The sequence below is a fragment of the Rhizobium sp. BK399 genome (assembly GCF_014194695.1).
Taxonomy (GTDB): domain Bacteria; phylum Pseudomonadota; class Alphaproteobacteria; order Rhizobiales; family Rhizobiaceae; genus Rhizobium.
Map to the genome: position 1 here is coordinate 1 of NZ_JACIAH010000019.1, position 23,936 is coordinate 23,936.

At 59.6% G+C, this 23,936-nt stretch carries 20 protein-coding genes and 9 pseudogenes; 14 read left to right on the top strand and 15 right to left on the bottom strand.

All coding sequences use genetic code 11. The features are described from left to right. The 5 pseudogenes from FHT97_RS31140 to FHT97_RS26300 form a co-directional block, all read left to right on the top strand. A pseudogene (locus FHT97_RS31140) lies at positions 1–174 on the top strand (HlyD family type I secretion periplasmic adaptor subunit); the annotation flags it as partial. A gap of 175 nt (positions 175–349) precedes the next feature. Next, positions 350–502, top strand: a pseudogene (locus FHT97_RS31145) (ABC transporter permease); the annotation flags it as partial. Between the two features lie 74 nt (positions 503–576). After that, a pseudogene (locus FHT97_RS31150) lies at positions 577–705 on the top strand (2-deoxy-D-gluconate 3-dehydrogenase); the annotation flags it as partial. 5 nt (positions 706–710) lie between these two features. After that, positions 711–1,082: pseudogene (locus FHT97_RS26295) on the top strand (IS30 family transposase); the annotation flags it as partial. A gap of 35 nt (positions 1,083–1,117) precedes the next feature. After that, positions 1,118–1,339: pseudogene (locus FHT97_RS26300) on the top strand (SDR family oxidoreductase); the annotation flags it as partial. Positions 1,340–1,660: 321 nt separating this feature from the next. Here the strand turns inward: FHT97_RS26300 and FHT97_RS31155 are convergent. After that, positions 1,661–1,786: pseudogene (locus FHT97_RS31155) on the bottom strand (thermonuclease family protein); the annotation flags it as partial. A gap of 5 nt (positions 1,787–1,791) precedes the next feature. Here FHT97_RS31155 and FHT97_RS26305 point away from each other — a divergent pair. Beyond that, positions 1,792–2,172: pseudogene (locus FHT97_RS26305) on the top strand (ribonuclease activity regulator RraA); the annotation flags it as partial. Positions 2,173–2,305: 133 nt separating this feature from the next. Here the strand turns inward: FHT97_RS26305 and FHT97_RS26310 are convergent. Genes FHT97_RS26310 through FHT97_RS26330 form a run of 5 tightly spaced genes read right to left on the bottom strand, consistent with a single transcriptional unit; the run spans position 2,306 to position 7,193 of the window. Further along, a complete protein-coding gene (locus FHT97_RS26310; RefSeq protein ID WP_183758955.1) occupies positions 2,306–3,766 on the bottom strand; it encodes an aldo/keto reductase in 1,461 nt (486 codons plus the stop codon). A 4-nt stretch (positions 3,767–3,770) separates the two neighbouring features. Next, positions 3,771–4,742, bottom strand: coding sequence for a branched-chain amino acid ABC transporter permease (locus tag FHT97_RS26315; protein ID WP_183758957.1), 972 nt, complete (start codon positions 4,740–4,742; stop codon positions 3,771–3,773). Further along, complete coding sequence (locus FHT97_RS26320) at positions 4,739–5,650, bottom strand: branched-chain amino acid ABC transporter permease (RefSeq protein ID WP_183864729.1); 912 nt, start codon at positions 5,648–5,650, stop codon at positions 4,739–4,741. The genes FHT97_RS26315 and FHT97_RS26320 overlap by 4 nt, the downstream gene beginning before the upstream one ends. Further along, entirely contained in the window at positions 5,647–6,387 is a 741-nt protein-coding gene (locus tag FHT97_RS26325) for an ABC transporter ATP-binding protein (protein ID WP_183758961.1), read from the bottom strand. The genes FHT97_RS26320 and FHT97_RS26325 overlap by 4 nt, the downstream gene beginning before the upstream one ends. Next, complete coding sequence (locus tag FHT97_RS26330) at positions 6,384–7,193, bottom strand: ABC transporter ATP-binding protein (protein WP_183864730.1); 810 nt, start codon at positions 7,191–7,193, stop codon at positions 6,384–6,386. The genes FHT97_RS26325 and FHT97_RS26330 overlap by 4 nt, the downstream gene beginning before the upstream one ends. Positions 7,194–7,292: 99 nt before the next feature. Between FHT97_RS26330 and FHT97_RS26335 the strand changes: the two genes are divergently transcribed. Genes FHT97_RS26335 through FHT97_RS26350 form a run of 4 tightly spaced genes read left to right on the top strand, consistent with a single transcriptional unit; the run spans position 7,293 to position 10,740 of the window. Further along, entirely contained in the window at positions 7,293–8,078 is a 786-nt protein-coding gene (locus FHT97_RS26335) for a GntR family transcriptional regulator (protein ID WP_183758965.1), read from the top strand. Continuing rightward, complete coding sequence (locus FHT97_RS26340; RefSeq protein ID WP_183758968.1) at positions 8,071–8,421, top strand: TIGR04076 family protein; 351 nt, start codon at positions 8,071–8,073, stop codon at positions 8,419–8,421. Before FHT97_RS26335 ends, FHT97_RS26340 begins: the two co-directional genes overlap by 8 nt. 10 nt (positions 8,422–8,431) lie before the next feature. After that, complete coding sequence (locus FHT97_RS26345) at positions 8,432–9,484, top strand: aldo/keto reductase (protein ID WP_183864741.1); 1,053 nt, start codon at positions 8,432–8,434, stop codon at positions 9,482–9,484. Positions 9,485–9,507: 23 nt separating this feature from the next. Then, entirely contained in the window at positions 9,508–10,740 is a 1,233-nt protein-coding gene (locus tag FHT97_RS26350; RefSeq protein ID WP_246712796.1) for an ABC transporter substrate-binding protein, read from the top strand. A gap of 113 nt (positions 10,741–10,853) precedes the next feature. Here FHT97_RS26350 and FHT97_RS26355 read toward each other — a convergent pair whose 3' ends face one another. Together FHT97_RS26355 and FHT97_RS26360 are read right to left on the bottom strand one after the other, a co-directional pair. Next, complete coding sequence (locus FHT97_RS26355) at positions 10,854–11,951, bottom strand: Fic family protein (RefSeq protein ID WP_246712791.1); 1,098 nt, start codon at positions 11,949–11,951, stop codon at positions 10,854–10,856. After that, a pseudogene (locus FHT97_RS26360) lies at positions 11,918–12,286 on the bottom strand (transposase); the annotation flags it as partial. The gene FHT97_RS26355 and the pseudogene FHT97_RS26360, both read right to left, overlap by 34 nt. Positions 12,287–12,636: 350 nt before the next feature. Between FHT97_RS26360 and FHT97_RS26365 the strand changes: the two are divergent. From FHT97_RS26365 to FHT97_RS26380, 4 genes are all read left to right on the top strand, one after another. Further along, positions 12,637–12,951 (top strand): helix-turn-helix domain-containing protein, encoded by a 315-nt coding sequence (locus FHT97_RS26365; protein ID WP_183759038.1) that lies wholly within the window; start codon positions 12,637–12,639, stop codon positions 12,949–12,951. Then, a complete protein-coding gene (locus FHT97_RS26370) occupies positions 12,944–14,197 on the top strand; it encodes a HipA domain-containing protein (RefSeq protein WP_312859793.1) in 1,254 nt (417 codons plus the stop codon). The genes FHT97_RS26365 and FHT97_RS26370 overlap by 8 nt, the downstream gene beginning before the upstream one ends. Positions 14,198–14,979: 782 nt before the next feature. Then, positions 14,980–16,515, top strand: a complete 1,536-nt coding sequence (locus FHT97_RS26375; protein ID WP_183758973.1) for a Fic family protein — start codon at positions 14,980–14,982, stop codon at positions 16,513–16,515. 97 nt (positions 16,516–16,612) lie between these two features. Beyond that, the gene (locus FHT97_RS26380) at positions 16,613–17,236 is read left to right on the top strand and encodes a gamma-glutamyltransferase (RefSeq protein ID WP_246712792.1); all 624 of its coding nucleotides are present in this window, start codon (positions 16,613–16,615) and stop codon (positions 17,234–17,236) included. A gap of 23 nt (positions 17,237–17,259) precedes the next feature. Here the strand turns inward: FHT97_RS26380 and FHT97_RS31160 are convergent. The 7 genes and pseudogenes from FHT97_RS31160 to FHT97_RS26410 all read right to left on the bottom strand — a co-directional run. Next, positions 17,260–17,403 (bottom strand): annotated as a pseudogene (locus tag FHT97_RS31160) (VapC toxin family PIN domain ribonuclease); the annotation flags it as partial. Between the two features lie 1,188 nt (positions 17,404–18,591). Then, positions 18,592–20,415, bottom strand: coding sequence for an allophanate hydrolase (gene atzF / locus FHT97_RS26385; RefSeq protein ID WP_183758975.1), 1,824 nt, complete (start codon positions 20,413–20,415; stop codon positions 18,592–18,594). Next, a complete protein-coding gene (locus FHT97_RS26390; RefSeq protein ID WP_183758977.1) occupies positions 20,412–20,765 on the bottom strand; it encodes a cupin domain-containing protein in 354 nt (117 codons plus the stop codon). The genes atzF and FHT97_RS26390 overlap by 4 nt, the downstream gene beginning before the upstream one ends. Beyond that, positions 20,758–21,426: a cysteine hydrolase gene (locus FHT97_RS26395; protein ID WP_183758979.1), complete on the bottom strand. Its 669-nt coding sequence runs from the start codon at positions 21,424–21,426 to the stop codon at positions 20,758–20,760. The genes FHT97_RS26390 and FHT97_RS26395 overlap by 8 nt, the downstream gene beginning before the upstream one ends. Beyond that, the gene (locus FHT97_RS26400; RefSeq protein ID WP_183758981.1) at positions 21,426–22,976 is read right to left on the bottom strand and encodes an ABC transporter ATP-binding protein; all 1,551 of its coding nucleotides are present in this window, start codon (positions 22,974–22,976) and stop codon (positions 21,426–21,428) included. The genes FHT97_RS26395 and FHT97_RS26400 overlap by 1 nt, the downstream gene beginning before the upstream one ends. Continuing rightward, on the bottom strand, positions 22,973–23,674 hold the full coding sequence (locus tag FHT97_RS26405; protein ID WP_183758983.1) for an isochorismatase family cysteine hydrolase: 702 nt from the start codon (positions 23,672–23,674) through the stop codon (positions 22,973–22,975). The genes FHT97_RS26400 and FHT97_RS26405 overlap by 4 nt, the downstream gene beginning before the upstream one ends. A 9-nt stretch (positions 23,675–23,683) precedes the next feature. Next, on the bottom strand, positions 23,684–23,935 hold the full coding sequence (locus tag FHT97_RS26410; protein WP_183758985.1) for a hypothetical protein: 252 nt from the start codon (positions 23,933–23,935) through the stop codon (positions 23,684–23,686). Position 23,936: the final 1 nt, after the last annotated feature.

Sequence of the window (23,936 nt, forward strand, 5' to 3'; positions counted from 1 at the left end):
CAGCCCTACTACCTCGCCTCCCTGTCGCTTAACGACCAGAACCTCCTCAAGGACAACAAGCTCATCCCCGGAATGCCCGTCGAGGTCTTCGTCCAAACCGCCGAGCGAACCGCCCTCTCATACCTCCTCAAACCATTCACCGACCAAATGATGAAGGCATTCAGAGAGGAATAGCCGGACCAACAACCAGACCGAGCCCTGCAGGTACATCGGACCGGCAACGGTTACTGATGCCGCAACCGCACTGCATGATTTTTTTTAAAAAGCTAACTGGAGTAGATCACGACTGCCTTGCAGGGGATGGATCAGTCGCTATCGCGCAAATGAGCGATGGAGATCTCGGCCGGTGCTCGGGCTTGTCGGCGGCAGCGGGGGCCTTTCAGTATATTATATCGGCCGCCTTGTGCCTGAGGTCACCGGCTTCATGCTGATCGATGCAGCGATCGCTCGTGACTGGGAGGTTTTCGGCGATGCGTTGAATCATCTCATCCTGCCCGCCAGCACGCCCGGTCAGGAAGCTTGCCGAAATACGGCAGAACAGTCTTGTCGAGACCCTCGTAGTCAATCAGGTAACGAAGCGCCTCCGGCCTTGGCCAGGCGATCGCTATCGCCTTGGCTGCGGCCGGTGACTCGATCGTCGCAGTCGGCCGCTCGGCGATGGACGAAACCGAGGCTGCAGTGCGCCAAGCCGGCGCATTCTTCCACGCAACGACCGTCAGTCACGTCCGGTCATGGACGGCCTCATACAGGCCCTCAAGGCCCTACCCCATCTAGCCCGTCGCTCGATCACCTTCGACCGTGGCACGGAGTTTACGGATTGGCCGTATCTTCAGGCGAGCATCGGCACCCAAACCTGGTTCTGCGGCCCGCAATCGCCGTGGCAGAAAGGCACCGTCGAGAATACCAATGGCCGCGACCGGAAATGGCTTTCGAGAGAGGTCGATCCATTATCGGTCACAGATGCCGATCTTATCGAGATCTGCAACCGGCTCAACGCAACACCCCGCAAATGCCTTGGCTATAGAACCCCGGCCGAAGTCTTCCGCAAGAAACTGCTCGCGCAGATCAGACATGCCGGCTAGCTTGATGAGCCACAAAAGTCGCGGTTCAGCATGAACTCACAGTCAATGCCATTGCGCCAGGCTATTTTGTCACGAACAACACGACAGCTCTGCGCGAGGATCCTGACCGCAGCGCTGGCATCCTTGCCCGCATCCCTGCCGGTCACTGGGGAGATCCCGCGCAACTCGGGGGCGCAGCAGTCTTCCTGGCGTCCAAGGCTTGCGACTATGTCCACGGCATAGTCCTACCAGTCGATGGCGGATGGCTGGCGCGGTAGTTCCATTTGTACGGCGACGACGCGCACAAGTGTTAAAAAAGACACGCTAGCGAACATTCGGCGACGGCCGCCCTCGCATCGGCTTTGCCTTTCAATTAGGGCATGCTTAATTACCGTCGTTAGACATCATTTTTCCTGGAACTCGGCCCACACCTCCCGTGGGCCTTTTTTGTGTCCGGGTAGGAAGCTCCTTCAGACTTCGCTCGAACCCAATTATTCAATGAGAGCAGGAAGGAAACGACGGTCGATATGGAAGCGCAGGCTTCGGGTGCAGTTTTTTTGGAAAGCGCGCCAAAAAGCGCCGCACCACGCCTAACCGCACTACGGCCTTGGCGTCGGGGGACATCCGGTCACGCCACAGATGAAAAGAACGGCGAGACCTTCCGATATAAGGGTCTCCCCCACATCTCGGTCGTCCACTTCCAGCCGACCGCAACTCTGACCGTAGTAACGCGGCGGGAATGGTTCTGGATGGCGGGGTACGCGATACCGCCGACATCGTCTCCCTCGGCTTCCCCACCTATTGCCTCGGGCCGGCCGCGCCCGCCAATCTGGTGGCGCATCATGCTTCGGACATGAACCAGCCGATTGTATGCGGTGGCGTTGCCGTCTATCCGGGCGACATCATCTTCGGCGACAGTGAGGCCGTGATCGTTATTCCGAAGGAGTACGTCGACGAAATCGCCGACGAGGCGATCGCGATGGAAGAGCAGGAAGAGTTCCTGAAAACGGAAATTGAATCCGGACGTGCGACGCTCGACGTCCATCCTCCTAATGAAGAAACGCTTGCCCGCTATGCGGAATGGAGCAAAGCCCGGACCGTCGAGAGCTGATTGTCGGAATTCGGGCGTCGCGCGATTTCGCGCCGACGCATCCCTTGAGACCGATACCTTTTCCGCGGACCATCGTGAGCAGCCGCTCCTCCTTGGCGGTCGCCGGCATCAGCCCGATTTATGTTGCCTGCACTCAGTCGCAGACTGCTTCCGCCTCGATTTCAACCTCGTAGTCCCCGATCAGGTTTCCGGCCTCGATGAGCGTATTGGCGGGCAGGATGGATGAAAAGGCACGGCCATGGGCCCGGGAAACGGGTTCCCACTGGTTTGCGTCGCGCAGATAGATACGGGTGCGGATGACGTCTTCTATACTGCCGCCAAGGGCCGAAATGGAGGCTGCGATCTTGTCGAGAACGTAAGTGGCCTGCGCACCGGCATCGCCGGGTGCGACGCAGCGGTCCGCGCCATGGGTCGCGGTGGTGCCGGAGACGAGGATACGGTTGCCGATCCGGACGGCGCGGCTATAGCCGGCGATCGGCTCCCAGATGCTGCCGGACGAGACGCGCGAGCGGCCTGGACGACCGGGCACGGCCTGAGCGGTGTAGATAGATGGAATGGCATCGAGATGGTGACTGAGGTCGCCGGATGCGGTGAGGAACGGCGGCTTGCGGTATTCGTCGCCGCAGTCGCCGGGAATGGGTTGCGTCTTGGCGAAGGCGGCGTTCAACGCCAGGTGATCCTCTTCCTCGAGCGCGAAGGAGAAGACGTTCAGGTTGTCGCCGCGATGCTCGTTCTCACCGATCCGCGCGCCGACGATGGTTGCGGCGACCGCATCGTGTTCCAGAACCCAGCGGCTCGCGACGTTGGAAATCGAGACGCCATGCGTAGCCGCGATGGTTGCGGCGGCATTGAGAATGCCTTGGAAGGCCTCCCAGCCGCCGGCGGTATCGATGAAGCGCTTGTACTTCGAGCGGCTCCAATCGGCGATCGACGTCGGTTCCGGCTTGTTGAGCCACTTCTCCGAGAGAAGTCCGCCGCAGAGCGTCCCATAGGCAAGAAGCTTGACGCCGCTCTCCGCGCAAAGCTTTGAAAGCGCACCGGCGGCGCGGCGGTCGACCAGGGAGAACGAAACCTGATTGCTGGCGATCTCGATGCCATCGGCGAGCGCCAGCGCCAGATGCCCGGCGTCGAAGTTGGTGAGGCCGAGCGAGCCGATCAGGCCTTCATCGCGCAGGCGCTGCATCTCGTGCAGGGCGTCGAGCCATGCGGGATGCTCGAAGCTCCACCAGTGGAATTGCAGGAGATCCACCTTGTCGACGCCAAGCCGCGTCAGCCGTTCCTCAACGCCGCGACGCACGACATCAGCCGTCATCGGTCCCGGTTCCGGGCACCACTTCGTGAAGGCAATGGGCCGCTGGCCATTGTGATAGCGCGACAGCAGTCGCCCTGTGATCAACTCCGCCGAACCGTAGTGATCGGCCATGTCGAACGTGTCGAAGCCGTCGCGCGCATAGGCCTGCAGCACATTGGCGCCCTTGTCGGGATCGATCACCGTGCCGTTCTTCTCGATGTCGGCCACTTGCCAGAGTCCGCAAACGATGCGGCTGATGGAGAGATCCTTGGTGAGCGCTATGCGTGGGGGCGTGGGGGACATGCTTCTATTCCCTGAATGTCTGTTTTCGCTTGCTGGTCAGCGAGGCCAGCGTATTGGAAGCGCCGAGGATGCCGCGTGGGCGCAGGAGCAGGATGAGGCAGAGCCCGACGCCGATCATGACGATCTGCATCGATGCCGCGCGGGCCTGCTGTTCGGGCGGTACGAGCGCGGAGACGGCGGCGGCCGACAGCGCCCAAAGACCCCAGACCAGCACCGCGCCGAGAATGGCGCCGCGATTGTTGCCGGAGCCGCCAACGATCAGCATCGCCCATACCTGGAAGGTCAGGATCGGCAGATAATTGTCTGGCGCGATAAAGCCGATGAAATGTCCTTGCGCCGCGCCTGCCAGCCCCATGATGGCGCCGCCGATGGTGAAGGCCTGCAGGCGAAAGCGGATCGGCCGTTTGCCGAGCGCCTGTGCCGCGTTCTCATCTTCGCGGATGGCGCGCAGCACGCGGCCCCAGGGACTCTTGGCGAGATGCTGGAGCGCCAGATAGAGCGCCAGCACGACGGCCGCCATCAGCGCGAGATTGGAAAGGGAAAATACCAGCGGATCAGCGGCAAGGTTTCCGAACGGGCGCGGAATGAAGCCGATGCCGAAGGCGCCGCCGGTCAGCGGCTGCAGGTTGAGAACGCAAAGCTGCACCGTGACCGCAACGCCGAAGGTAGCAATGGCGAGGTAATCGGATCGCAGCCGAATGGTCAGCGCGCCGACCAGCCAGGCGGCAAGGCCGGCGAACAGCGCGCCGCCGAGCCAGCCAATGGCGATCGGCATGTCGAAGCCGCCGAAGCGGCCGGGCGCATCCGGCGTCGTCAATAGCGCCGACACGTAAGCGCCGATCGCGACGAAGGCGGCGATGCCGACGTTGAAGAGGCCGGTCTGGCCCCATTGGACATTAAGCCCGAGGCACATGATGGCATAGGTCAGCGCCATCGTGAGAAAGAAGGCGGCGTAGGCGATCAGATCAAGGCTCATGCCGCTCTCCCGAACAGGCCGCGCGGGCGAAGAAGCAAGACCGCCACGATGATGACGAAGGAAACAGCCGCACGCCACTCCGCGCCGACGATCTGCACGGCGGCAGCCTCCGACAGGCCGACGATCAATCCGGCGATCATCGCGCCCGGCACGCTGCCGATCCCACCAAGGATCGCGGCTGCAAACAGCGGCAGCAGCAGGTCATGGCCAAGATAGGGGCGGATCTGCACAAGCAGCCCGGTCATGATGCCGGCGATGCAGGCAAGGGCAGCGCCGACGAACCAGACGACGCGGATCACGCGGCGCACATCCACGCCAGCAATGCCCGCCAGAGCCGGGTTTTCGCTAACAGCGCGCATCGAGCGGCCGATATCGGTCCGGGTCATCAGCAGGTGGATGGCGACGACCGCCACCAGTGACAGGCCGAGCGACAGGAGCTGATCGGGCGTGGCGCGCAGGCCGCCGCCGATCTTCACGGCGATCTGCAATGCCTTGGTGTAATAGACGGGCTTGGAGGTGAAGATGAATTCGAGCAGGCTGCGCAGCGCAAGCGAGGCGCCGAAGCTCGCCATGACGAGGATGATGATCGCGCCGCCGCGCGCTCGCAGGCGGGCGAACAGCACCGCATCGACGGCCAGCGCCAGCAAGCCTGTGAGCAGGATCGCGATCACGGCTGCAAGCGGCAGCGACCAGCCAAAGGAGAAGGGGCCGATCGGCTTCGTCAGCGTGGTCGACAAGAGCCCCATGCCGCCGCTGACGGCGAGCGCCAGATAGGCGCCCCAGGACAGCATCTCGCCATGGGCGAAATTGGCAAAGCGCAGGATCGAATAGGTGAGCGTCACGCCTATAGCGCCAAGGCCGATCATGGCGCCGGCAATCAGGCCATCCATGAGAAATTGCGGGTTCATGGTGCCTCCGACGCTTGCGTGGCGGTGCCGAGATAGAGCTTGGCGATCAGCGGGTCGCCGAGCAGCGAGGCGGCCTCGCCCTCGTGCCTGATCCTGCCTTCGACAAGGATGACGGCGCGGCTGGCGATCGCCAGCGCCGCCTTGATGTTCTGCTCAACGAGAATGACGGTAACGCCGCCGGCGTTAATCTCCTTCAGCATCGAAAACACCTCGCCGACGATCCTCGGTGACAGGCCGGCCGAGGGCTCGTCGAGGATGAGCACGGAGGGATCGACGATCAGTGCGCGGGCGACTGCCAGCATCTGCCGCTGCCCGCCCGACAGCGCCCCGGCAAGGCGCGAAGGCTTGCTGGCGAGGTCAGGAAAGCAACGGTAGAGCGCGGCAATCTGTTCGGAGCGCTGCGGCTTCGGCAGGACAGCGGCAGCAAGCTGCAGGTTTTCGTGAATGGTCAGCGTCGCGAAGATGTTTTCGGTCTGCGGCACGAAGGCAAGGCCTTCGCCGATCTTGCGGTGAGATGCGACGCGGGTGATCTCCCGCTCCCCGAGCATCACGCTTCCTGAGTGGATCGGCACCACGCCGGCGATCGCCTTGACGAAGGTCGACTTCCCGGCGCCGTTCGGTCCGAGCAGCACCAGCAGCTCGCCCGGCGCCACCGAGAGATCGACGCCGCGCACGATCGGCAGGTCGGGTTCGTATCCGGCGATCAGCGCATGGGTTTGAAGCGCTGTCGCTGTCATGCCGCCGCTCCGAGATAGGCTTCGATCACATCGGGATTGGAGGCGACGTCCGCCGGCGTGCCCTCGGCCAGCGGCTTGCCGAGCGCCATGGCGACGACGCGGGAGCAGAGCCGCGACACCATGTCCATATTGTGCTCGATCAGCAAGATCGACTTGCCCTGCGCATTGAGATCCAGCACGCGTTCCATGATCGTCTCCAAGAGCGCCGGGTTGACGCCCGCCGCCGGCTCGTCGAGCAGGATCGCTTGCGGATCGGCCATCAGGATGCGTGCGAGCTCGAGCAGCTTGCGCTGGCCGCCCGACAGCACCTTTGCGGGCTGTCCCTCAAGGCCGGACAAGGTGACGAACTCCAGCAGCGCGCGCGCCTTCTCAATCGCCAGCCGCTCCTGCTGCCTGACATGGCCGAAGCGCAGGAAGTTGGCGACCAACCGCTCGCCGTCCTGCGCCTGTGCGCCGACGAGCACGTTTTCGAGCACGGTCATCTCAAGAAAGGGCTTCGGGATCTGGAAGGTACGGCCGACACCGCGACCAATTCGTCGTTCCGGGCTTTCCTGCGACACCTCGCGACCACCGATCCAGATTTCGCCCGACGTCGGCTTGAGACTACCGGCGATCAGATTGAACAGCGTTGTCTTGCCGGCCCCATTCGGGCCGATGAGGCCGACCATTTCGCCTTCGCCGAGCCTGAGCGACATGCCGCCGACGGCCACGTTGCCCTGAAACGACTTCATTAGTTCGCGCGCGTCGATCACGGCTCTCGCGGATTCTGCCGCTTTCTTTGGGGCGTCTGGCATTGGCAAGGGCATGGAGAAAGAAGTCTCTTGATTTGATCGGTGATGTTTGATCAAACTTTACCCCATGTTTAAAAGCAACCGAAAAAACGGGCCTTCCACGGACCAGGCTCAATGGTAGTCCAGACGGGGGTAGTACCGTCTGCAGGAGCCCAGGCGAGGAAGCCCGCCGATGGCGGTCACTACCGCGACGACGCGCTCGCTCCGGTCGGGCGCGAGACGCTGCAGGACCGCGTCTACTCGCAGCTCCGGAACTCGCTGATCAACGGCATGTTCGATGCAGGCGATGTTTTGCGCATCGTCGATCTCGCCGAGCGGCTGCAGACCAGCACTATGCCGGTGCGCGAGGCGCTTGGGCGCCTCGTGTCCGAACAGGCGCTGGAATCGCTGCCCAATCGCTCGGTGCGCGTGCCGCTCATCACCCGTGAACGTCTCGACGATCTCGCCCGCGCCCGCATCTTGATCGAGGGCCAGATGGTTGCGCTGGCGTTGCCCAGTCTGATGGATGACGACTTTGCCGTGCTGAAGCAGATCAATGTCGATTGCGATCTCGCTTTCGAGCAGCATGGCAAGGATATTGGCCATGTCACATCAGCGCTGAACCAGCAGTTTCATTTCCACATCTATCATGCAGCGCGCTCGCAGGTGCTGATCCCGATCGTCGAGAGCCTGTGGCTGCAATCGGGCGCAATAATCCGCAAGGCCGCGCATATTCATGACGAACAGGGCGGACTTGCCGCCACCAATCATCACTGGGCGCTGATCGATGCGCTCGAAAAGCGCGATGTCGAGGCCGCGATGCGATCGCTTTCCAACGACATCAGCCGCTCCTTCGATCTGATCCGCGGGCGGCTGGACGCCGAACCTGAAGATGGCGCGCCGGGAGACCATCATGGCTGAACCCATCGACGACGGCTTCGACCTTTTTGATCTGAGGGTCGACGTGATCATTCCCGAAGGAGGCGCGGTCTATTGCGGCGCCAAGCCGGGCGACCATTTCGAGCTCAAAGGCGAGATGCTGCACCTGCCACAGGGGCAGGGGATTTCGATCTACTCGCTCTCCTCCGTGCTGCCGCTGCTCGCGGCCAAGCAGCGTCCGACAGATCGCAACGACTGGATGACGACGGACGCCGACATCGCTTGCCCGGATCCCAATTGCTCGACACGGCTCAGGATCACCCGCACGGGCCTGCGCCGTTTCAGCCATGCCGCCACCACGGCGGTTCCCTTGAATGACGAATAGGCCGACCAATATGCAGCGCATCACCATCGCCCCCGGTTACGCAATCTCCCGCGTCATTCGCGGCGGCTGGCAGCTGGCGGGCGGCCATGGCGCGATCGATGGCGAGAGCGCTCTCGAGGACATGATTGCCTTTGCCGATGCCGGCATCACCACCTTCGACTGCGCCGATATCTATACCGGTGTCGAGGAGCTGATCGGCCGTTTCCGCGTTGCCTACAAAAACCTGCGCGGCGCTGAGGCCCTCTCGCGCATCCGCGTCCACACCAAGTTCGTTCCCGATCTCACGGTCCTGCCAAACATCAGCAAGGCTTACGTCGAAGGCGTCATCGATACCTCGCGCAAGCGGCTCAACCTCGATTGCCTCGATCTCGTTCAGTTCCACTGGTGGGCCTATGATATCGAGGGCTGGCTGGCGACGGCGAGCTGGCTGAAGGAGCTGCATGAGGCCGGCAAGATCGGCAAGATCAGCGGGACCAATTTCGACACCGATCATATCGAGGCGATCATCGGCTCCGGCGTGCCCTTCACCTCGCTGCAGCTGCAATATTCGCTGCTCGACCGGCGCCCGGAAAAGCGCATGGTGGCGCTTGCTCAGGAGAAGAACTTCGCCTTGCTTTGCTATGGCACGGTGGCCGGCGGCTTCCTGGGCGATCGCTGGCTCGGCCAAAAGGAGCCGGAGCATCCGCTCGAAAACCGGTCGCTCACGAAATACAAGCTAATCATCGATGATTTCGGCGGCTGGGACCTGTTCCAGGTCCTGCTATCGACGCTGCGCGGGATCGCCGACCGCCACGGCACCGATATCGCGACCATCGCCAGCGCCGCCATGCTGACCAAGCCTGGCGTCGCGGCCGTGATCGTCGGCGCCCGCAATAGGGATCACCTGCAGTCCAATCTCGCCATCGCCGATATCGTGCTCAGCGAAACGGACAGGGCCGAGATTGATGCGGTCCTTGCGCATTCAAAGCCGCTCGACGGCGACGTTTATGCGCTGGAGCGGAACAGGGAAGGCCGCCACGGCAGCATTATGAAGTACAATCTCAACAAAGGGGAACAAAAATGAGAACGACATTCCTGCTTTCCGCCATGGTCGCTGCCCTTGCTGCGTCCACGGCGCCGACATTGGCGGCCGACTGCGACATCACCGTCGGCCTCGTCATGGAACTGACCGGTCCGGCCGGTGAATATGGCAAGGCGGGTGCCAAGTCCGTCGAGATGGCTTTCCGCGATATCAACGACGCCGGTGGCGTCAATGGCTGCAAGGTCGTGGCCGATACCCGCGACAGCCAGAGCCAGGGTAACGTTGCCGTCGATCAGGCGACGCAGCTCGTTAACATCAAGAAGGTGCCCGTCATCATCGGCGGCATCATCTCGTCAGTCTCGATCCCGATCCTGACATCGGTGACGGCGCCGGCCGGCGTCGTGCAGGTATCGCCTGCATCGTCTTCGCCGACGCTGACCGAGCTTGGCCGCAGCGGCAAGACCAACGGCGTCTTTTTCCGCACCATTACCTCCGATGCGCTACAGGGCACGGCGGCTGCGAAGTTCGCGATTGATCAAGGCCTGAAGAAGATCGCGATCATCAACGTCAACAACGATTTCGGCGTGAACATGGTCAAGGAGTTCGCGACCGCCTATCAGAAGCTCGGTGGCACGATCACCTCGACTACGCCCTATAACGAGAAGCAGTCGAGCTACGCCTCGGAAGCCAGCGCCGCCATGGCCGGTGATCCCGATGCGCTCTATCTCGTCAGCACTCCCGTCGATGGCGCCACCATTGCCCGCGCCTGGGTTTCCGGCGGTGGCAAGCAGACATTCCTGTTGAACGACGGCATGAACTCCAAGGACTTCATCGAGAGTGTCGGCGCGCAGTATTTGGAGAACGCCTATGGCACCTCCTCCGGCACCAGCCCGACGGCGTCGACCGAGTATTTCAACGGCAATTATGAAGCCTTCTCCGGCGGCATCTCGCCTTCTGCCCCGGCCGCCGACCGCTCCTATGATGCCGGTGCGATCGTCGCACTTGCCATCGCCAAGGCGGGCAAAGCGGATGCTGCCGCCATCAAGGCTGCGGTGCCGGGAGTGGTGGCCGAAGGCGGCACGCCGATCCATGCCGGCAAGGAAGAGTTTGCCAAGGCTCTGCAGCTCATCAAGGACGGCAAGCCTGTGAAGTACGAAGGCGTCATCGGCCCTGTCAGCTTCGATCAATACGGCGATATCACCGGCCCGTTCCGTCTCTGGAAGATCACCAATGGCGAGGTGACGACTGTTGGCGAATTGAGCGCCGAAGAGGTCAACAAGATAAAGACCGCGAAATAAGCGAAAAAGGCTCGGGGATCACCCGGGCCACTACTATCCTTTTCTAGGCTTTTCAGAAGCTTAGCTCATTTGAATAGTGCCGCGCTGGTTCTGTTCCCTTCAACTCAAACCATTCAGATGGGCCTGACATCCGATTCATCAGGAAAGACTGTACCAGGCGCCGCGGCCGGCACCAGGATGAGGTGCCCTTGATCCACAAGTGCCTTGAGATGGTCCTTGATGGTGTGACGGCTTGCATCGGTGATCCGGGCAGCCTGCGCGACCGTAATCCGCCCTTGCTCGCGCGCCAACTCGAGCAATGTAACGGATAATTCCGGCATGTCGGCGAGGATAATACGCTCGCGCTCCATTTTCTTCTCAAGCCGGGTCTTCTGCCGATGCAGGGCTCTCAAAAAAAACTCGATCCAGGGATTCCAGTCGGGCTGCGCGCTGCGGATCGTTCCCTGCGTGCGCCGAAGCGAGATGTAATAGCTCTCCTTGCTTTGCTCGATGATGCTTTCGAGCGAGCTGTACGGGACGTAAGCGTAGCCGGCCCGCAGGAGCAGCAAGGTGGTCAGAATACGCGATAGGCGGCCATTGCCATCCTGAAATGGATGGATTTCTAGGAAAACGACAACGAAGATCGCGACGACCAAAAGTGGATGGAGCCGCTTTTCTCGCCCTTGCTCATTCAGCCAGGCGATCAGTTCCTGCATTCGACGCGGCGTATCGAACGGCGAGGCCGTTTCGAAAACGGTGCCGAGGCTCTCGCCCTGTTCGTTAAACGCTTCCACGTTGTTGGAGAGGGTTTTGTAGGCGCCGCGATGCCGCTCGTCCTTTGTCGAATGCGCAAGAATGTCGCGGTGGAGCTGACGGATATGATTCTCGGTGAACGAAATAGCTTCGTAAGCATTGAAGATGGTCTCCATCACCTCCGCATAGCCGACAACCTCTTGCTCGTCGCGTGTTGTAAATGACCCGAGGCGGATATTTGCCAGCAGCTTTTCGACCTCCCGGTCGGTCAGGCGTGCCCCTTCAATACGTGTGGAGGAACCGACGCTTTCGATCGTGGCGACACGCCGGAGGATGGACAGCCGCTCAGGCGCGATCCGGCCGATCGCACGCCAAGCACCTTTGAATTCGTCGATTTCGGCGATCAGCGAAAGGATTTCGGGCGTGATCGGGACGGTCGCCGTGTTTAATCTGAAGTTCGGTTCATTGTCTTCTGGCAAAAGCGTTTGACCGACGCGAGGATCTGGTCGGCGGATTTGACCCACTTGTATGGGGTGGGATTGTCGTTGTGGGTTTCGATGAAAGCGTCGATGTCGGCTTCAAGTTCTGCAGTGGAACGGTGTACGCCGCGCTGCAACTGTTTTCGCGTCAGCTCTGCGAACCATCGCTCGACCTGATTGATCCAGGATGCCGACGTTGGCGTGAAGTGAACATGCCAGTGTGGGCGGCGCGCGAGCCATGCCTTGACCCTTGGTCTCTTGTGGGTGGCATAGTTGTCCATCACCAGATGCACGTCCGGCCCATTGGGCATTTCGGCGTCAATCCGCTTCAAAAAGTCGAGGGCGGACATTTTCCAGCACCCGCTTCGAGGACATCGGTGCAATACGTACCTCGCGGAATTCGGACATTTTTTTCTGAAAATGACGTGATGAGAGATCGTGTTTGGGCATGCTCATTCCATTTCTTGTCAGCACCGGTGCCGAGGGCGAGCGGAAATAAGCGTCGGCGTTTAACGAAGCATGTAAGGTGGGGACGCCTCGCGGTGTCGTCTGAAAACGTCATTAATGATATGTAAACAGATCATCTGTTATAAAATGATCCGTATGTTTATCTTTTTGTTTGACTGGAAGGGATGATCTTGCTAGCTCACCCACCAGCTCTAAGAAGACGGGACGGGTAAGGATGATGGCACGCTCCGAGTCAAACGCACTGCTGGATATCGGGCAACTGCTGAAGGCCGCTCGTAAGGTCCAGCGATTAACCCAAGAGCAGGTCGCCGACATGGCAGGCATATCGCGGCCTCGATACCGTGAAATCGAGGCTGGAAGTAGCGCCGCGCGTACGACGACTTTAATCAACATCGCCCGTGCTCTCGGGCTTGAGCTAATGCTCATCCCGCAGGCGATGGTGCCGGCCGTCGATGCTTTACTGCGGCCACACGACGATCTCGATGATCTTCCGGCATTCGTTGCAAATCCAGGCGGTGAACGTGGTGACTGAGGCCTTTCCCAATCCGAGATCCATCTCGTCGCTCGACGTGCTGCTGAACGACGTGAAGGTAGGCACGCTCGTAAGGACGCCCGGTGATTTCAACGCGTTCAGTTTCGATGATAGCTATCGCGCGACCGGCGGATTTCCCGTTCTTAGCCTGTCTTTTCGCGCCGCCAACGGGGGCTTGCGCAAAGACCCGAAGCCTATTGCCAGAGCCTTGCCGGCGTTCTTCGCCAATCTTCTCCCAGAGGACAAGCTGCGCGAGGCGATGGAAAAGCATCACGCCGATAGCATACGCGCCGGGAACGATTTCGACCTGCTTGTCGCACTCGGCTCGGACCTGCCGGGTGCCGTCCGCGTCGTGCCGAGCGACGGAACTGTGGTGCATCTCAACGATATACAAGTCCCGAAACCGAAAGCCCGGTTTTCGCTTGCAGGTGTGCAAATGAAGCTCTCAGTCATCAAGAACACGGGGAAGGGCGGCGGCCTGACCCTGCCGCTTGGTGACGAGCAGGGGTCGTATATCGCCAAGTTTCCGTCCACCTCATTTCCCGGCGTCTCGGAGAACGAGTATGCCAATCTTGCTTTGGCAGAAGCGATCGGCATGGAGGTGCCGGAACGCGAACTTGTCGAGCAATCGGAGCTCGAAGGAATTCCAAAAGAGTTCGAAACGCTGTCAGATGGAAAAGTCCTGCTCGTCAAACGCTTCGATCGTAGCATCAATGGTGAGCGGATCCATATCGAGGACTTCGCCCAGGTCTTCGGCGTCAATCCTTCCCGGAAGTATGAAGGAGCCGCCTATCATGATATCGCTGCGGCCTTGAACATTGCCGTGTCGTCCGCAGCCGCTCTCGAGTTCGCCCGCCGATTGGCTCTAGCTGCCTTGACGGGCAATGGCGACATGCACCTGAAAAACTGGTCATTGATCTATCGAGGTGTCGGCGACAAACCGGATCTCGCGCCTGTCTATGACGTGCTCTCGACGATCCCGTACATCCCGGCGGACGCCATGGCTCTGTCGCTCGCCGGCGAGCGTCCTTTCAAGGCATTGGATGCACAGCGATGGAAAGCCTTCGCCAATCGCGCGCGATTGCCGGAAGCCGCGGTTTTGAGGGTGGTGGTCGAAACGGTCGAGCGCGTAAATGATCGCTGGTGGTCGCTACCGGAACGCGAGGTCGTTCCGGCAAAGGTTCTGGAGCGCATGGATGCACATGTCAGGCTGATGACACCGATCCTCTGCACATGTGCAACCTGAGTACCCGGTGGACCTCAAGGATCATGCTGATTTGTCGGCCTTGTCAGCCATCGCACGATAGGAGACAAGATCGGCGTTTTATCAACTATTATCAAGAACGTTGATCTTCTGTCCCGCTGTCAGCGTCGGCCATTCCTGGCTTGGGAACCTGCCTGAAGGCGCCTCCGACGATCGTCGTGGCCTGTGCATGACCCGGCTATGTCGAACGGGATCTCGTTGGCAAGACCGATCTGATTTTGATGAGGGAAAGTCTCCTCTACACTTGGATGTCCTTTCGATATGACATCAAAGCAGCGGAACTGCAGAGTCGCTGGTTCGGATCCCTCACATCAGGTCCCTCTAGGTGCTACTCTTCCGTGGCCAGGCCGTGAGTGCGATATCGATTAGCCGTTTCAACAGAGCATCGCAGGCGCCGTCCCTGACGCTCCGTCTGCACGCCGCGCAAGCTCTGCTTGAAAAGGCCGGTTGCGCCATCGACCGAGCAATCCAGAACCCGAATGCTGAAACGGTCAGCAAATGAGGAGCGATCAAATTCCCGATTGATCGGCTCCTTGCTTCCACGTGTGATACAAACTCGACATACATTGACGCTAAGTCGGATAAATCATCAACGGCACTTGGTTAAAGTGCCAAAGTTTTCATAAATGCTCACGCGCGACTTGTTAAATGCAGAATCAATCCATACGTTGCATCATGATTAAGTGCTGAAAATTTTCATTGATGATCTGCTAAGTCATAAATCTTTGCATTTTCAGCGCCGCGGGTGCGGCTAAGGAGAGAAAATGGTCGATATTCCAGATTTCATAGTGTCCACAACAGCGACTTCGCTTCAGATTTCGCGGGCAGTGCAAGCTGGCAAGCTTCGGCCCCTCGGTAGTCGATTGTTCACAAGTCATCTCTCGGGTGATCCTGCCGAACTGGTCAGGCGGAATGTATGGAAGATCGTCCCCCTCTATTTTCCTGACGCTGTCATCGTTGATCGCACCGCGCTCGAAATGAAGCCGGCAGGTGACGGAACAGTCTTCCTCGATGCCGGGTCAAAACGGGATGTCGAACTTCCTGGTATCACGCTCCGCGCACGTATAGGTGTCGGGAGGGTGGTAGGCGATTTCCCTATGCGCGATAGTCTTTACTGTTCGTCGCGAGCGCGTGCATTTGTCGAAAACATGGTGTCCTCTCGCGCCCGAACCGGGGTTTCACGGACCGCTTCCCGAGTTGAGATTGAAGAACACCTCACCAAGTATCTTCGTACCAACGGAGAGGCTGGCCTGAATCTTCTGCGTGACCAGATTAAAGACGCAGGCCGCGTCCTCGGTTTGGTCAAGGAGTCCAACGACCTGGATACCATTATCGGTACGCTCCTCGGGACGAGGGACGTCAAGCTTTCGGCACCTTCGGCCATCGCCCATGCAACCGGGATGCCGTTCGATCACAAGAGGGTCGACCTGCTCAACTCAATGTACGACGTACTCAGGGCAAGGGCCCCTCAAAGTCCACGGATCGCTCATCTCAACGGTTCCTCGGCCGTGCACATGGCCTTTTTCGAAGCGTATTTCTCGAACTTTATTGAAGGTACAGAGTTCGAGGTCGAGGAGGCCGAGGATATCATCTTCAACGGGGCGATCCCGCCAGAACGGCCTGCAGACGCTCACGATATACAGGGTACCTTTGCCGTGGTGTCCAACCCAGACGACAACGGTCGAACACCCAAGAATTTCGAAGAATTTCTCGAACTGCTGAAGCAACGTCACCAGAGGATTATGGAAGGGCGTCCCGAAAAGAAGCCTGGAGAATTCAAGTCGTCCGGCAACAAAGCAGGTGCAACCATCTTCGTCAGGCCAGAAGATGTTGTCGGAACCCTACGACAAGGATTCGATATCTACCAACGACTCGAAGCGCCACTGGACCGGGCAATATTCATGATGTTCATGGTCGCGGAGGTTCACCCGTTTGCCGACGGTAACGGCAGGTCAGCACGCATTATGATGAATGCCGAACTGTCAGCAGGGAACGAAGCGCGGATCATCATTCCTACCGTCTACCGCTCGAACTATCTGGAGGGACTTAGGCTGATGAGCAACTACGGAAACCCGGACACTCTTCTCAAAACCCTCGAATTCGGACAGCGCTACTCACACGCAATCGATTGGACGACGCTGCCGGGTGCAATGGCACTTTTGAGCAAGACCAATGCTTTTGTCCTTCCAGAAGTAGGGGACCGCGAAGGCATACGGTTGCGTCTGCCGCGCGCCGATGACTACCACGACAACGACGGTGGTGATGGCACTGGTGGAGCAATGTCCGGAGGACCTGGTTAAAGCCATCGGAGACTTCGCGCCACCTGACCGACTTCCGGGACGATCTGAGGTTTTAAGACTCGATTCCGCCCTGTTGTGAGGTTCGTTCCGTCTGCGTTTGAAGCGCAAGCTGGATTATAAAGGAAAAACAATCACACTTATTCCGCCACGGTCTGAGGCGAGACTGGGTGGCACTGTCTACCTGTCCGCTTGTGACGAAAAGGGCATGATGGTTTCTTACATCCAGTCGAACTATTCGGGCTTCGGCTCGGGAGTTGTCATTCCCGGGACCGGCATCCATCTGCAAAACCGCGGGTTGGGCTTCACCACAGAAAAAGGTCATCCAAATCAGGTTGGACCCGGGAAACGGCCGTTCCATACGATAATCCCAGGCTTCCTGATGAAAGATAATCAGCCGTTGATGAGTTTCGGAGTCATGGGTGGCCCAATGCAGGCTCAGGGGCATGTACAGATGGTCGTGCGTATGATCGCATTCGGGCAGAACCCTCAGACGGCAAGCGACGCTCCACGGTGGCGCTTCGTTTCAGGTCGGGACGTGGCAGTCGAGCACACCATGCCGCAGGCGACGATTGACGGCCTTGTGAGCCGTGGTCACACCATCAGCCGGAATAGTCCCGACAACAGTTTTGCTTTCGGCGGCGCGCAACTTGTTTGCCGGTACCGTGACGGTTACATTGCCGGCTCTGATCATCGCAAGGATGGCGCGGCCTTGGGCCTCTGACTAGCGCTAACGCACGATCCCTTCATCACGACATTCCCGCCGTCCAACAGATCACAAACAGTTACCGCAATCTGTTGTTTTGCCCGCTTCGCACCCCTTCGCAGTATCCACAGGAGTTCGCACAGGCAGGGCAAGGAAACAGCGATCAGCGATGCCTCCCCCAGGAGTATGTCGGCGGCTCGGCAAAGGGTGAACGGCTTTAGAAAGGCTGAAAGAAAAATAGCATGGCTGCCGCTAGAGGGCGGCTTCAGGACGTCGCTTCCTTGCAATTCTGGAACTCTACTCCAGAAATGCTAGGATGGTTGCACGCCGGGGCGTCAACCTCAGCCCATGATCGCGGCAGTGTTCGCCTCGGCGGCGACACCATCAACGTCATGAAAAGCATAGCAAGCTGGCCGATATCTTCCATATCAGTTCAACCACTGCTATCTTAGAGATCTCGCATTTACCTCACGACGGTGCTTGATTTGGGAAGCCAGAGTTCAGGAAGTCGGATAACTAGGCCGCCGCTCTGGATAAAAAGCCGTAAAACGCCCCTCATCGGTCTTCTCTGTTTCGCTGTTGCGGGGAGCCTCGCGCTATCAAGCAATGCACACTTTTGGAGCTATCTCGCTCCACCAAGCGAATATCCTGTCGTTCAAAAGCAGGCACGATTAACGCGGTCGACCGGCGACTTGATTGCCGTGGGTGCCGATGCACGCCCATACGTGTTGAAGGGAACGCGCCTTTTCGATGCTCCGGTTTCTGAACTGACAAGCCAGTTCTCGCGCACATGGCGGATTTCGGGGCCTGAGATTTGCACTGCGTTTCGTGACGCGGGCATCGACACGACGCAATGGCGTGCCGCTTCCATGCGAAGTGTGAACTACGAGTGCTACTTTCAGCGCATTTACGAGCGAGACGAGGTCCGTCCTCTTCGGTCGACGTTTCTGCGTGTTCGAGGGAATCCATCGGGCGATATCACTGAGATCACCGGTAGAATTGTCGGGCCGAACACAGATGATCAGGGGGTGCTTGATCCCTCCCTTATGCGCATCTTCGAGGTCATCGTCGGCCAGGCGGGGTGGGGGGACTTTCAGGAAGCCCTGATCCCGGTCCAGAAACTCGCTGACACCAGATATGAGCGCTTTGGTGCATATTTTGACTTCAGAAGAGAGCCCAGCCAGGAGAACAGTTACAATTTTTCGCTGGTCCTTTCCCAGGCTTCTGACCAGCAGACTCGCACGAGAGCTTATTTCTCCGAGAACCGCTGGCTGATTTATCCAGATGACCAGAGGACACGCCCAGTTCTTCGGTAGTCTCGAACAGATAACTGAAACAGATCTGTAATTGCCTGCTATTTCATGGATGGGCCATCAGCCGACCTTGTGTGCCAACGAAAGCTCTCGCTGATAGGTCCGCCAGCCGCCGTAGTTCGTTATGTCAACTGCTCCGACAAGCGCCAGTGGTTCAACCAGGAACCCCTTTGCGGACGTGCCATCCGACAGCATGATGGTTCCGATGCTCATGGGAGCAGGGATGGCTGCCACGAAGGCACCGAAAGCAGCGGTTGTTAGCTTCCAGACTTCCACTTCGATCTTCCTTCCTTCGCCTTCGCCAACACGTGTCATGCCGGGTTTTAGCGGCACGGTCCCGGTGAGCGCATAAAGCCGGTACGCGCCGGACGTCCATGCGTCGCGAGAGAATTTTCCACCGAGATCGGTAAGCTGATGGTTCAGTGGCATGCCTGACAGGTGTGCGCCGACGACAACGATATCGATCAGGTCCTCACTTTCAGTGTCCGACGCGGGAGGAGCGTAGGGAGGCTGCGACCACTCCGTCGCCCCGAGCCTCATGCCGCTTGCCCGATGAAGATCCCGGGCAACAGTTGCTGCAAGCCCGTCTCGACCGGAGGGAGCAAGCAGCGTCACGCTCGCGGGAAGTCCGTCGGAGCGCGTGCCGGTCGGCACGGCGATACCGCATAGGTCGAGCAGGTTGACGAAGTTCGTATACGTTCCGAGGCGCGAATTCTCGCGGATCGGCTCGGCCTCGATATTGGCGAGCGTAAAATGGGTGGGGGCGGTTGGTACGCAGAGAAGATCGACCGATGCGATCAGCGGAGCGACCTCTTTCTTCAGTTCCTGCAGCGCATAAAATCCGCTGAACGCATCGGCTGCCGAAAGTGTCCTGGCGGCACCATAGATCTTGCGGGTCACCGGATGAAGGCTCTGCTCCTCGGCGTCGAAAAACGGCTTGATGGCGGCATAGCGTTCAGCCACCCAGGCGCCCTCATAGAGCAGGTTGGCGACCCTGTAGAAGGCGCCGAAGGGTATTTCAACCAGCCTGTGGCCAAGTTTTTCCAACGTGGACAGCGCGTTGAAATAGGCCTCTTCCATCACGGCGTCGCCGAAGAATTGCAGCTCGGCTTTCACAGGTACGCCGATGGCGAGGACCGGCGGAACCTTCCCGTAGCCGGTCGCTGCAATGGTCTTGGAATAAGGGTCCGTCTCATCATGTTGGGCGGTGACGCTGAACACGGTCCATGCGTCATCGACCGTGAGTGCGAAGACCGAGACACAGTCGAGTGTGCGACACGCGGGAATGATACCTGTTGTCGAGAGCGCGCCGACACTTGGCTTGAGGCCGACAATATTGTTGAGACCTGCTGGAATACGGCCCGAACCGGCCGTGTCTGTGCCGAGTGCAAAACTGACGATGCCGTGCGCTGTTGCCACGGCCGAACCGGAGGAAGAACCGCCTGGGACCAGTTTCGGATCGATGGCGTTTTTGGGGATCGGATAGGGCGAGCGCACACCAACCAGACCCGTCGCGAACTGGTCGAGATTGGTCTTGCCGATCACCAGCGCGCCGGCGTCCCGCAGCAGGCGGACGATGGTGGCGTCCTGTTCCGGCAGATAGGCATAGTTGGGGCAGGCTGCGGTCGTTGGCATGCCGGCGACATCGATATTGTCCTTCACCGCGAAGGGAATGCCGAACAGCGGTCGTGAGGGATCGAAGCTGCCGAGCCTTTCCGCCTCAGCCAGGAGAAACCTCTTTTCTGCAAGATGAATGAAGATGCCGGGATCGTTCACCGCGGCAATCCGGGCGAAGACCGTTTCGACCATCGCGGCGACACTGCCACCACTGCGATAAAACGCGTGCAACGAGCCAATATCGAAGGCTGGTATCGTCGAATTCATGCTTTTTCCTCTTCCAGTATTGTTACGGGCCGGTCCCACTGAATGAGCACGACACAACCCGTATCGCTCCAGACCGAATGCTCGGTACCGGGCGCATTGACGACGTAACGACCACGGCCGTAGTTGCCTGCCTCGTCTGATTGTACTCCCTCGAGGACCAGAATGGTCTCCAGCCCTTCATGTCGATGATGTGGAACGGAAGCGCCGGCCTCATATTTCAGCAGGGCAACGCCTGGCTGGTCGTCTTCGAAGGGACGGATCCAGTGGATTGTCACGTTTTTCCGGAAGGGGCCGAACTCCAGCTCCTTCCAGCCGTCTGTGGTCAGCAGGTCTAGGGTCGTTTCAGGCATTGGTGATGCTTTCCAGAATGTCATCGACATGGGCCGTCCAGCCAACAATCGCGCCCTGGGCACGGATCATGGCGATGGTGGCCGCCTTGAACTCAGGAAAATAACTCTCCGTCGCCTCCTCGGCGAGCAGGCATTGATAGCCACGATCGTTCGCTTCGCGCATCGTGGTCTGTACGCAGACCTCGGTCGTCACACCCGCGAAAACAAGTTGTTTGATACCCCTCTGCTGCAGCACTTCGCTAAGCTCGGTGTTATAGAAGGCACCCTTGCCGGGCTTTTCGATGATGACTTCCCCCTCGGCGGGAGCGAGTTCGGGCAGGATTGCGGTGCCGGGCTCGCCCGAGATCAGAATGCGACCCATCGGGCCTTCGTCGCCGATGCGGAGTATCGGGCTGCCACGGTCGCGTTTTGCCGGCGGTAGGTCCGAAAGATCGGGCTTGTGGCACTCCATCGTGTGAATGACCGGCAAGCCGGCATTGCGGAAGCCCTGGATGAGCCGTTTGACATCAGGCACGATCCTGGTGATGCGACTGACATCATTGCCGAGGCTGGCGCCAAAGCCGCCGGGTTCGGCGAAATCGCGCTGCATGTCGATGACGATAAGGGCAAGCTGGTCGTGCCTGACCGGGAAGGCGAAGGGTTCTGCCTTGATCTTTGCCATCAGTGATGCCCCGCCATGTGAGCGCCGATCGCGCCGATGTCAGCCGATCGCGCCTCTGTCTCGTAGACCAGCCTGCCTTCAGAAATCACCATGATGCGATCGGACATCTCAAGAAGCTCGTCGAGGTCTTCAGAAAGCAGGAGGACCGCCGTACCGCAATTGCGCGCCTTCATGATGCGGGCACGAATTTCGGCGACGGCCGAGAAATCGAGGCCGAAACAAGGGTTCGAGACGATTAGCAGGGCAACCTCACCGGTCAGTTCGCGCGCGAGAACCGCGCGCTGCACATTGCCGCCCGAAAGTGCCGCGATCGGCGAGGAAGAAGAGGCCGTCTTCACCTTGAAGTCGGAGATCAACGCGGTGGCGCGTTTCCTCATCCACCCCTTGTTAAGCCAGATCGCATCACTGCCGTCTGCCTTCAGGTCGAAGGTGCGAAAGGCGAGGTTTTCGCTGACCGTCATGCGCGGCGCGCAGGCGTTCTGAAGCGGTTCTTCGGGAATGAACCGGACTTTGTTCATGCGAGTCTCGGGACGCGTCGCGCCATAGGCGTCGCCGTTGATGGTAACGCGGCCGCTTTCGGCGGGCCGCTGCCCGGCCAGGATTTCCGTCAGCTCCTTCTGGCCATTGCCGGAAATGCCGGCAATGCCGACGATCTCGCCCGAGCGGACCATCAGATTATCGATCTCGATGGTCTTGAGGCCAGAGCGGTCGGCCGCCTTGACCTTTTCCATCTTGAGGACGGGCTTGGCTATTTCGGAAACCAGAACGCGGGTATCGAGCTCGGCGAGTTTCACATCGCCAATCATCATTGCCGCCATGTCTGATGTGGAGATCTCGCCAACCTTGCCACTGCCGACCAGCTTGCCACGCCGCAGGACCGAGACGGCATCTGCAAACTTTGTCACCTCGTGGAACTTGTGAGAGATCATCAGCACCGTCAGCTCACCGCGCCCGGTCATGTCACGCACGAGGCTGAGCATTTCGTCGGCCTCGGCTGGTGTCAGCACGGATGTCGGCTCATCGAGCACCAGGAAGGAGCGGCCGAGATAGAGCTGCTTGATGATCTCCAGCTTCTGCTTTTGACCCGCGGCCAGTTCGCTGACGGGACGGTCGAGCGGGATCTTGAAGGGCATGCGCTCCATGAACGCGGCAAGGTCCTTCCGTTCCTTTGCCCAGTTGATGACAGTGGGCACTTCGGCGCGGCTGATGACAAGATTTTCGGCGCCTGTCAGCGAGGGAACAAGCGTGAAATGCTGATAGACCATGCCGAGGCCGTAGTTGCTGGCGTCCTTCGGTGAGGCGATCGTCACCTCGTGGCCGTCAACCGAAAGCGAGCCAGAGGTCGCGTGGTAAAAACCCATAATGCATTTGACGAGCGTCGACTTGCCGGCGCCGTTTTCGCCGAGCAGGGCGTGGAAGCTGCCGGCAGGGACCTTGATCGATACATGATCGAGCGCGGTGAAGGCGCCAAAGCGCATCGTCATATCGATTGTGTCAATGCCTATAGCCGTGCCGGGTTGCGGGAGCGGAGTGTCTCGGACTGTCTTCATGGCAGCTGGCTCACGAGCGTTTCGGAGTTGGCGACGGAGCCGAACACGCCGCCCTGCATCTTCACCATCTTGATTGCGGCGAGATGATTGCCGTAATCAGTGGCGCCGCAGCAGTCCTCGATCAACAGGCACTCGAAGCCGCGATCGTTTGCCTCGCGCATCGTCGTATGAACGCAGACATCGGTGGTGATGCCGGTCAGGATGATGTTCTCGATCCGCTTCTGGTTGAGGATAAGCTCCAGATCCGTAGCGCAAAAGGAACCCTTGCCAGGTTTGTCGATGATCGTCTCTCCCTCGATCGGCTTCAACTCATCGATAATGTCCCACCCCGGTTCTCCACGAACGAGGATGCGGCCGCAGGGGCCGGCGTCACCGATCCCGGCGTTGATGCGCTGCGAGCGCCAGCGCTTGTTGGCGGGCAGATCCGCGAGATCAGGCCGATGGCCCTCGCGGGTGTGGATGACGTGGTAGCCCTTGGCGCGCATGGCCGAAAGAACTCGTTTGATCGGCTCGATCGGCGCGCGCACCAGCGAGAGGTCATAGCCCATGTGATCGACATAGCCGCCCGGACCGCAGAAATCGGTCTGCATGTCGATGATGATGAGTGCCGTGTTGTCGGGTCTCAGCGCGCCGTTGTAGGGCCAGGCATAAGGATCGGCATTGATGTAGTGTCCCTTCATTTCGACCATCGCATCCATTGTCTTCTCCTATTCACCTGCAAGTTTGAGGGTTTCGCCAAGGCGGCGCACCCGGGTGCCGCGCCTGGGTGCCGAAGCCGCGGGATGCGCCGTCGACGACCTTCTGATCGTCTCCCCCGTCAACTGATCGCTGACGAAAACGAAGCTGCGCATGCCGGCATACGGGGCGTAACCGGCGCCGCCATCAAGGACGACGTAATCGCGGCGGGGAAAATGGGAGGCGCCCTGACCTGACGTGTTGAGACTGCAGAAACCATTCACG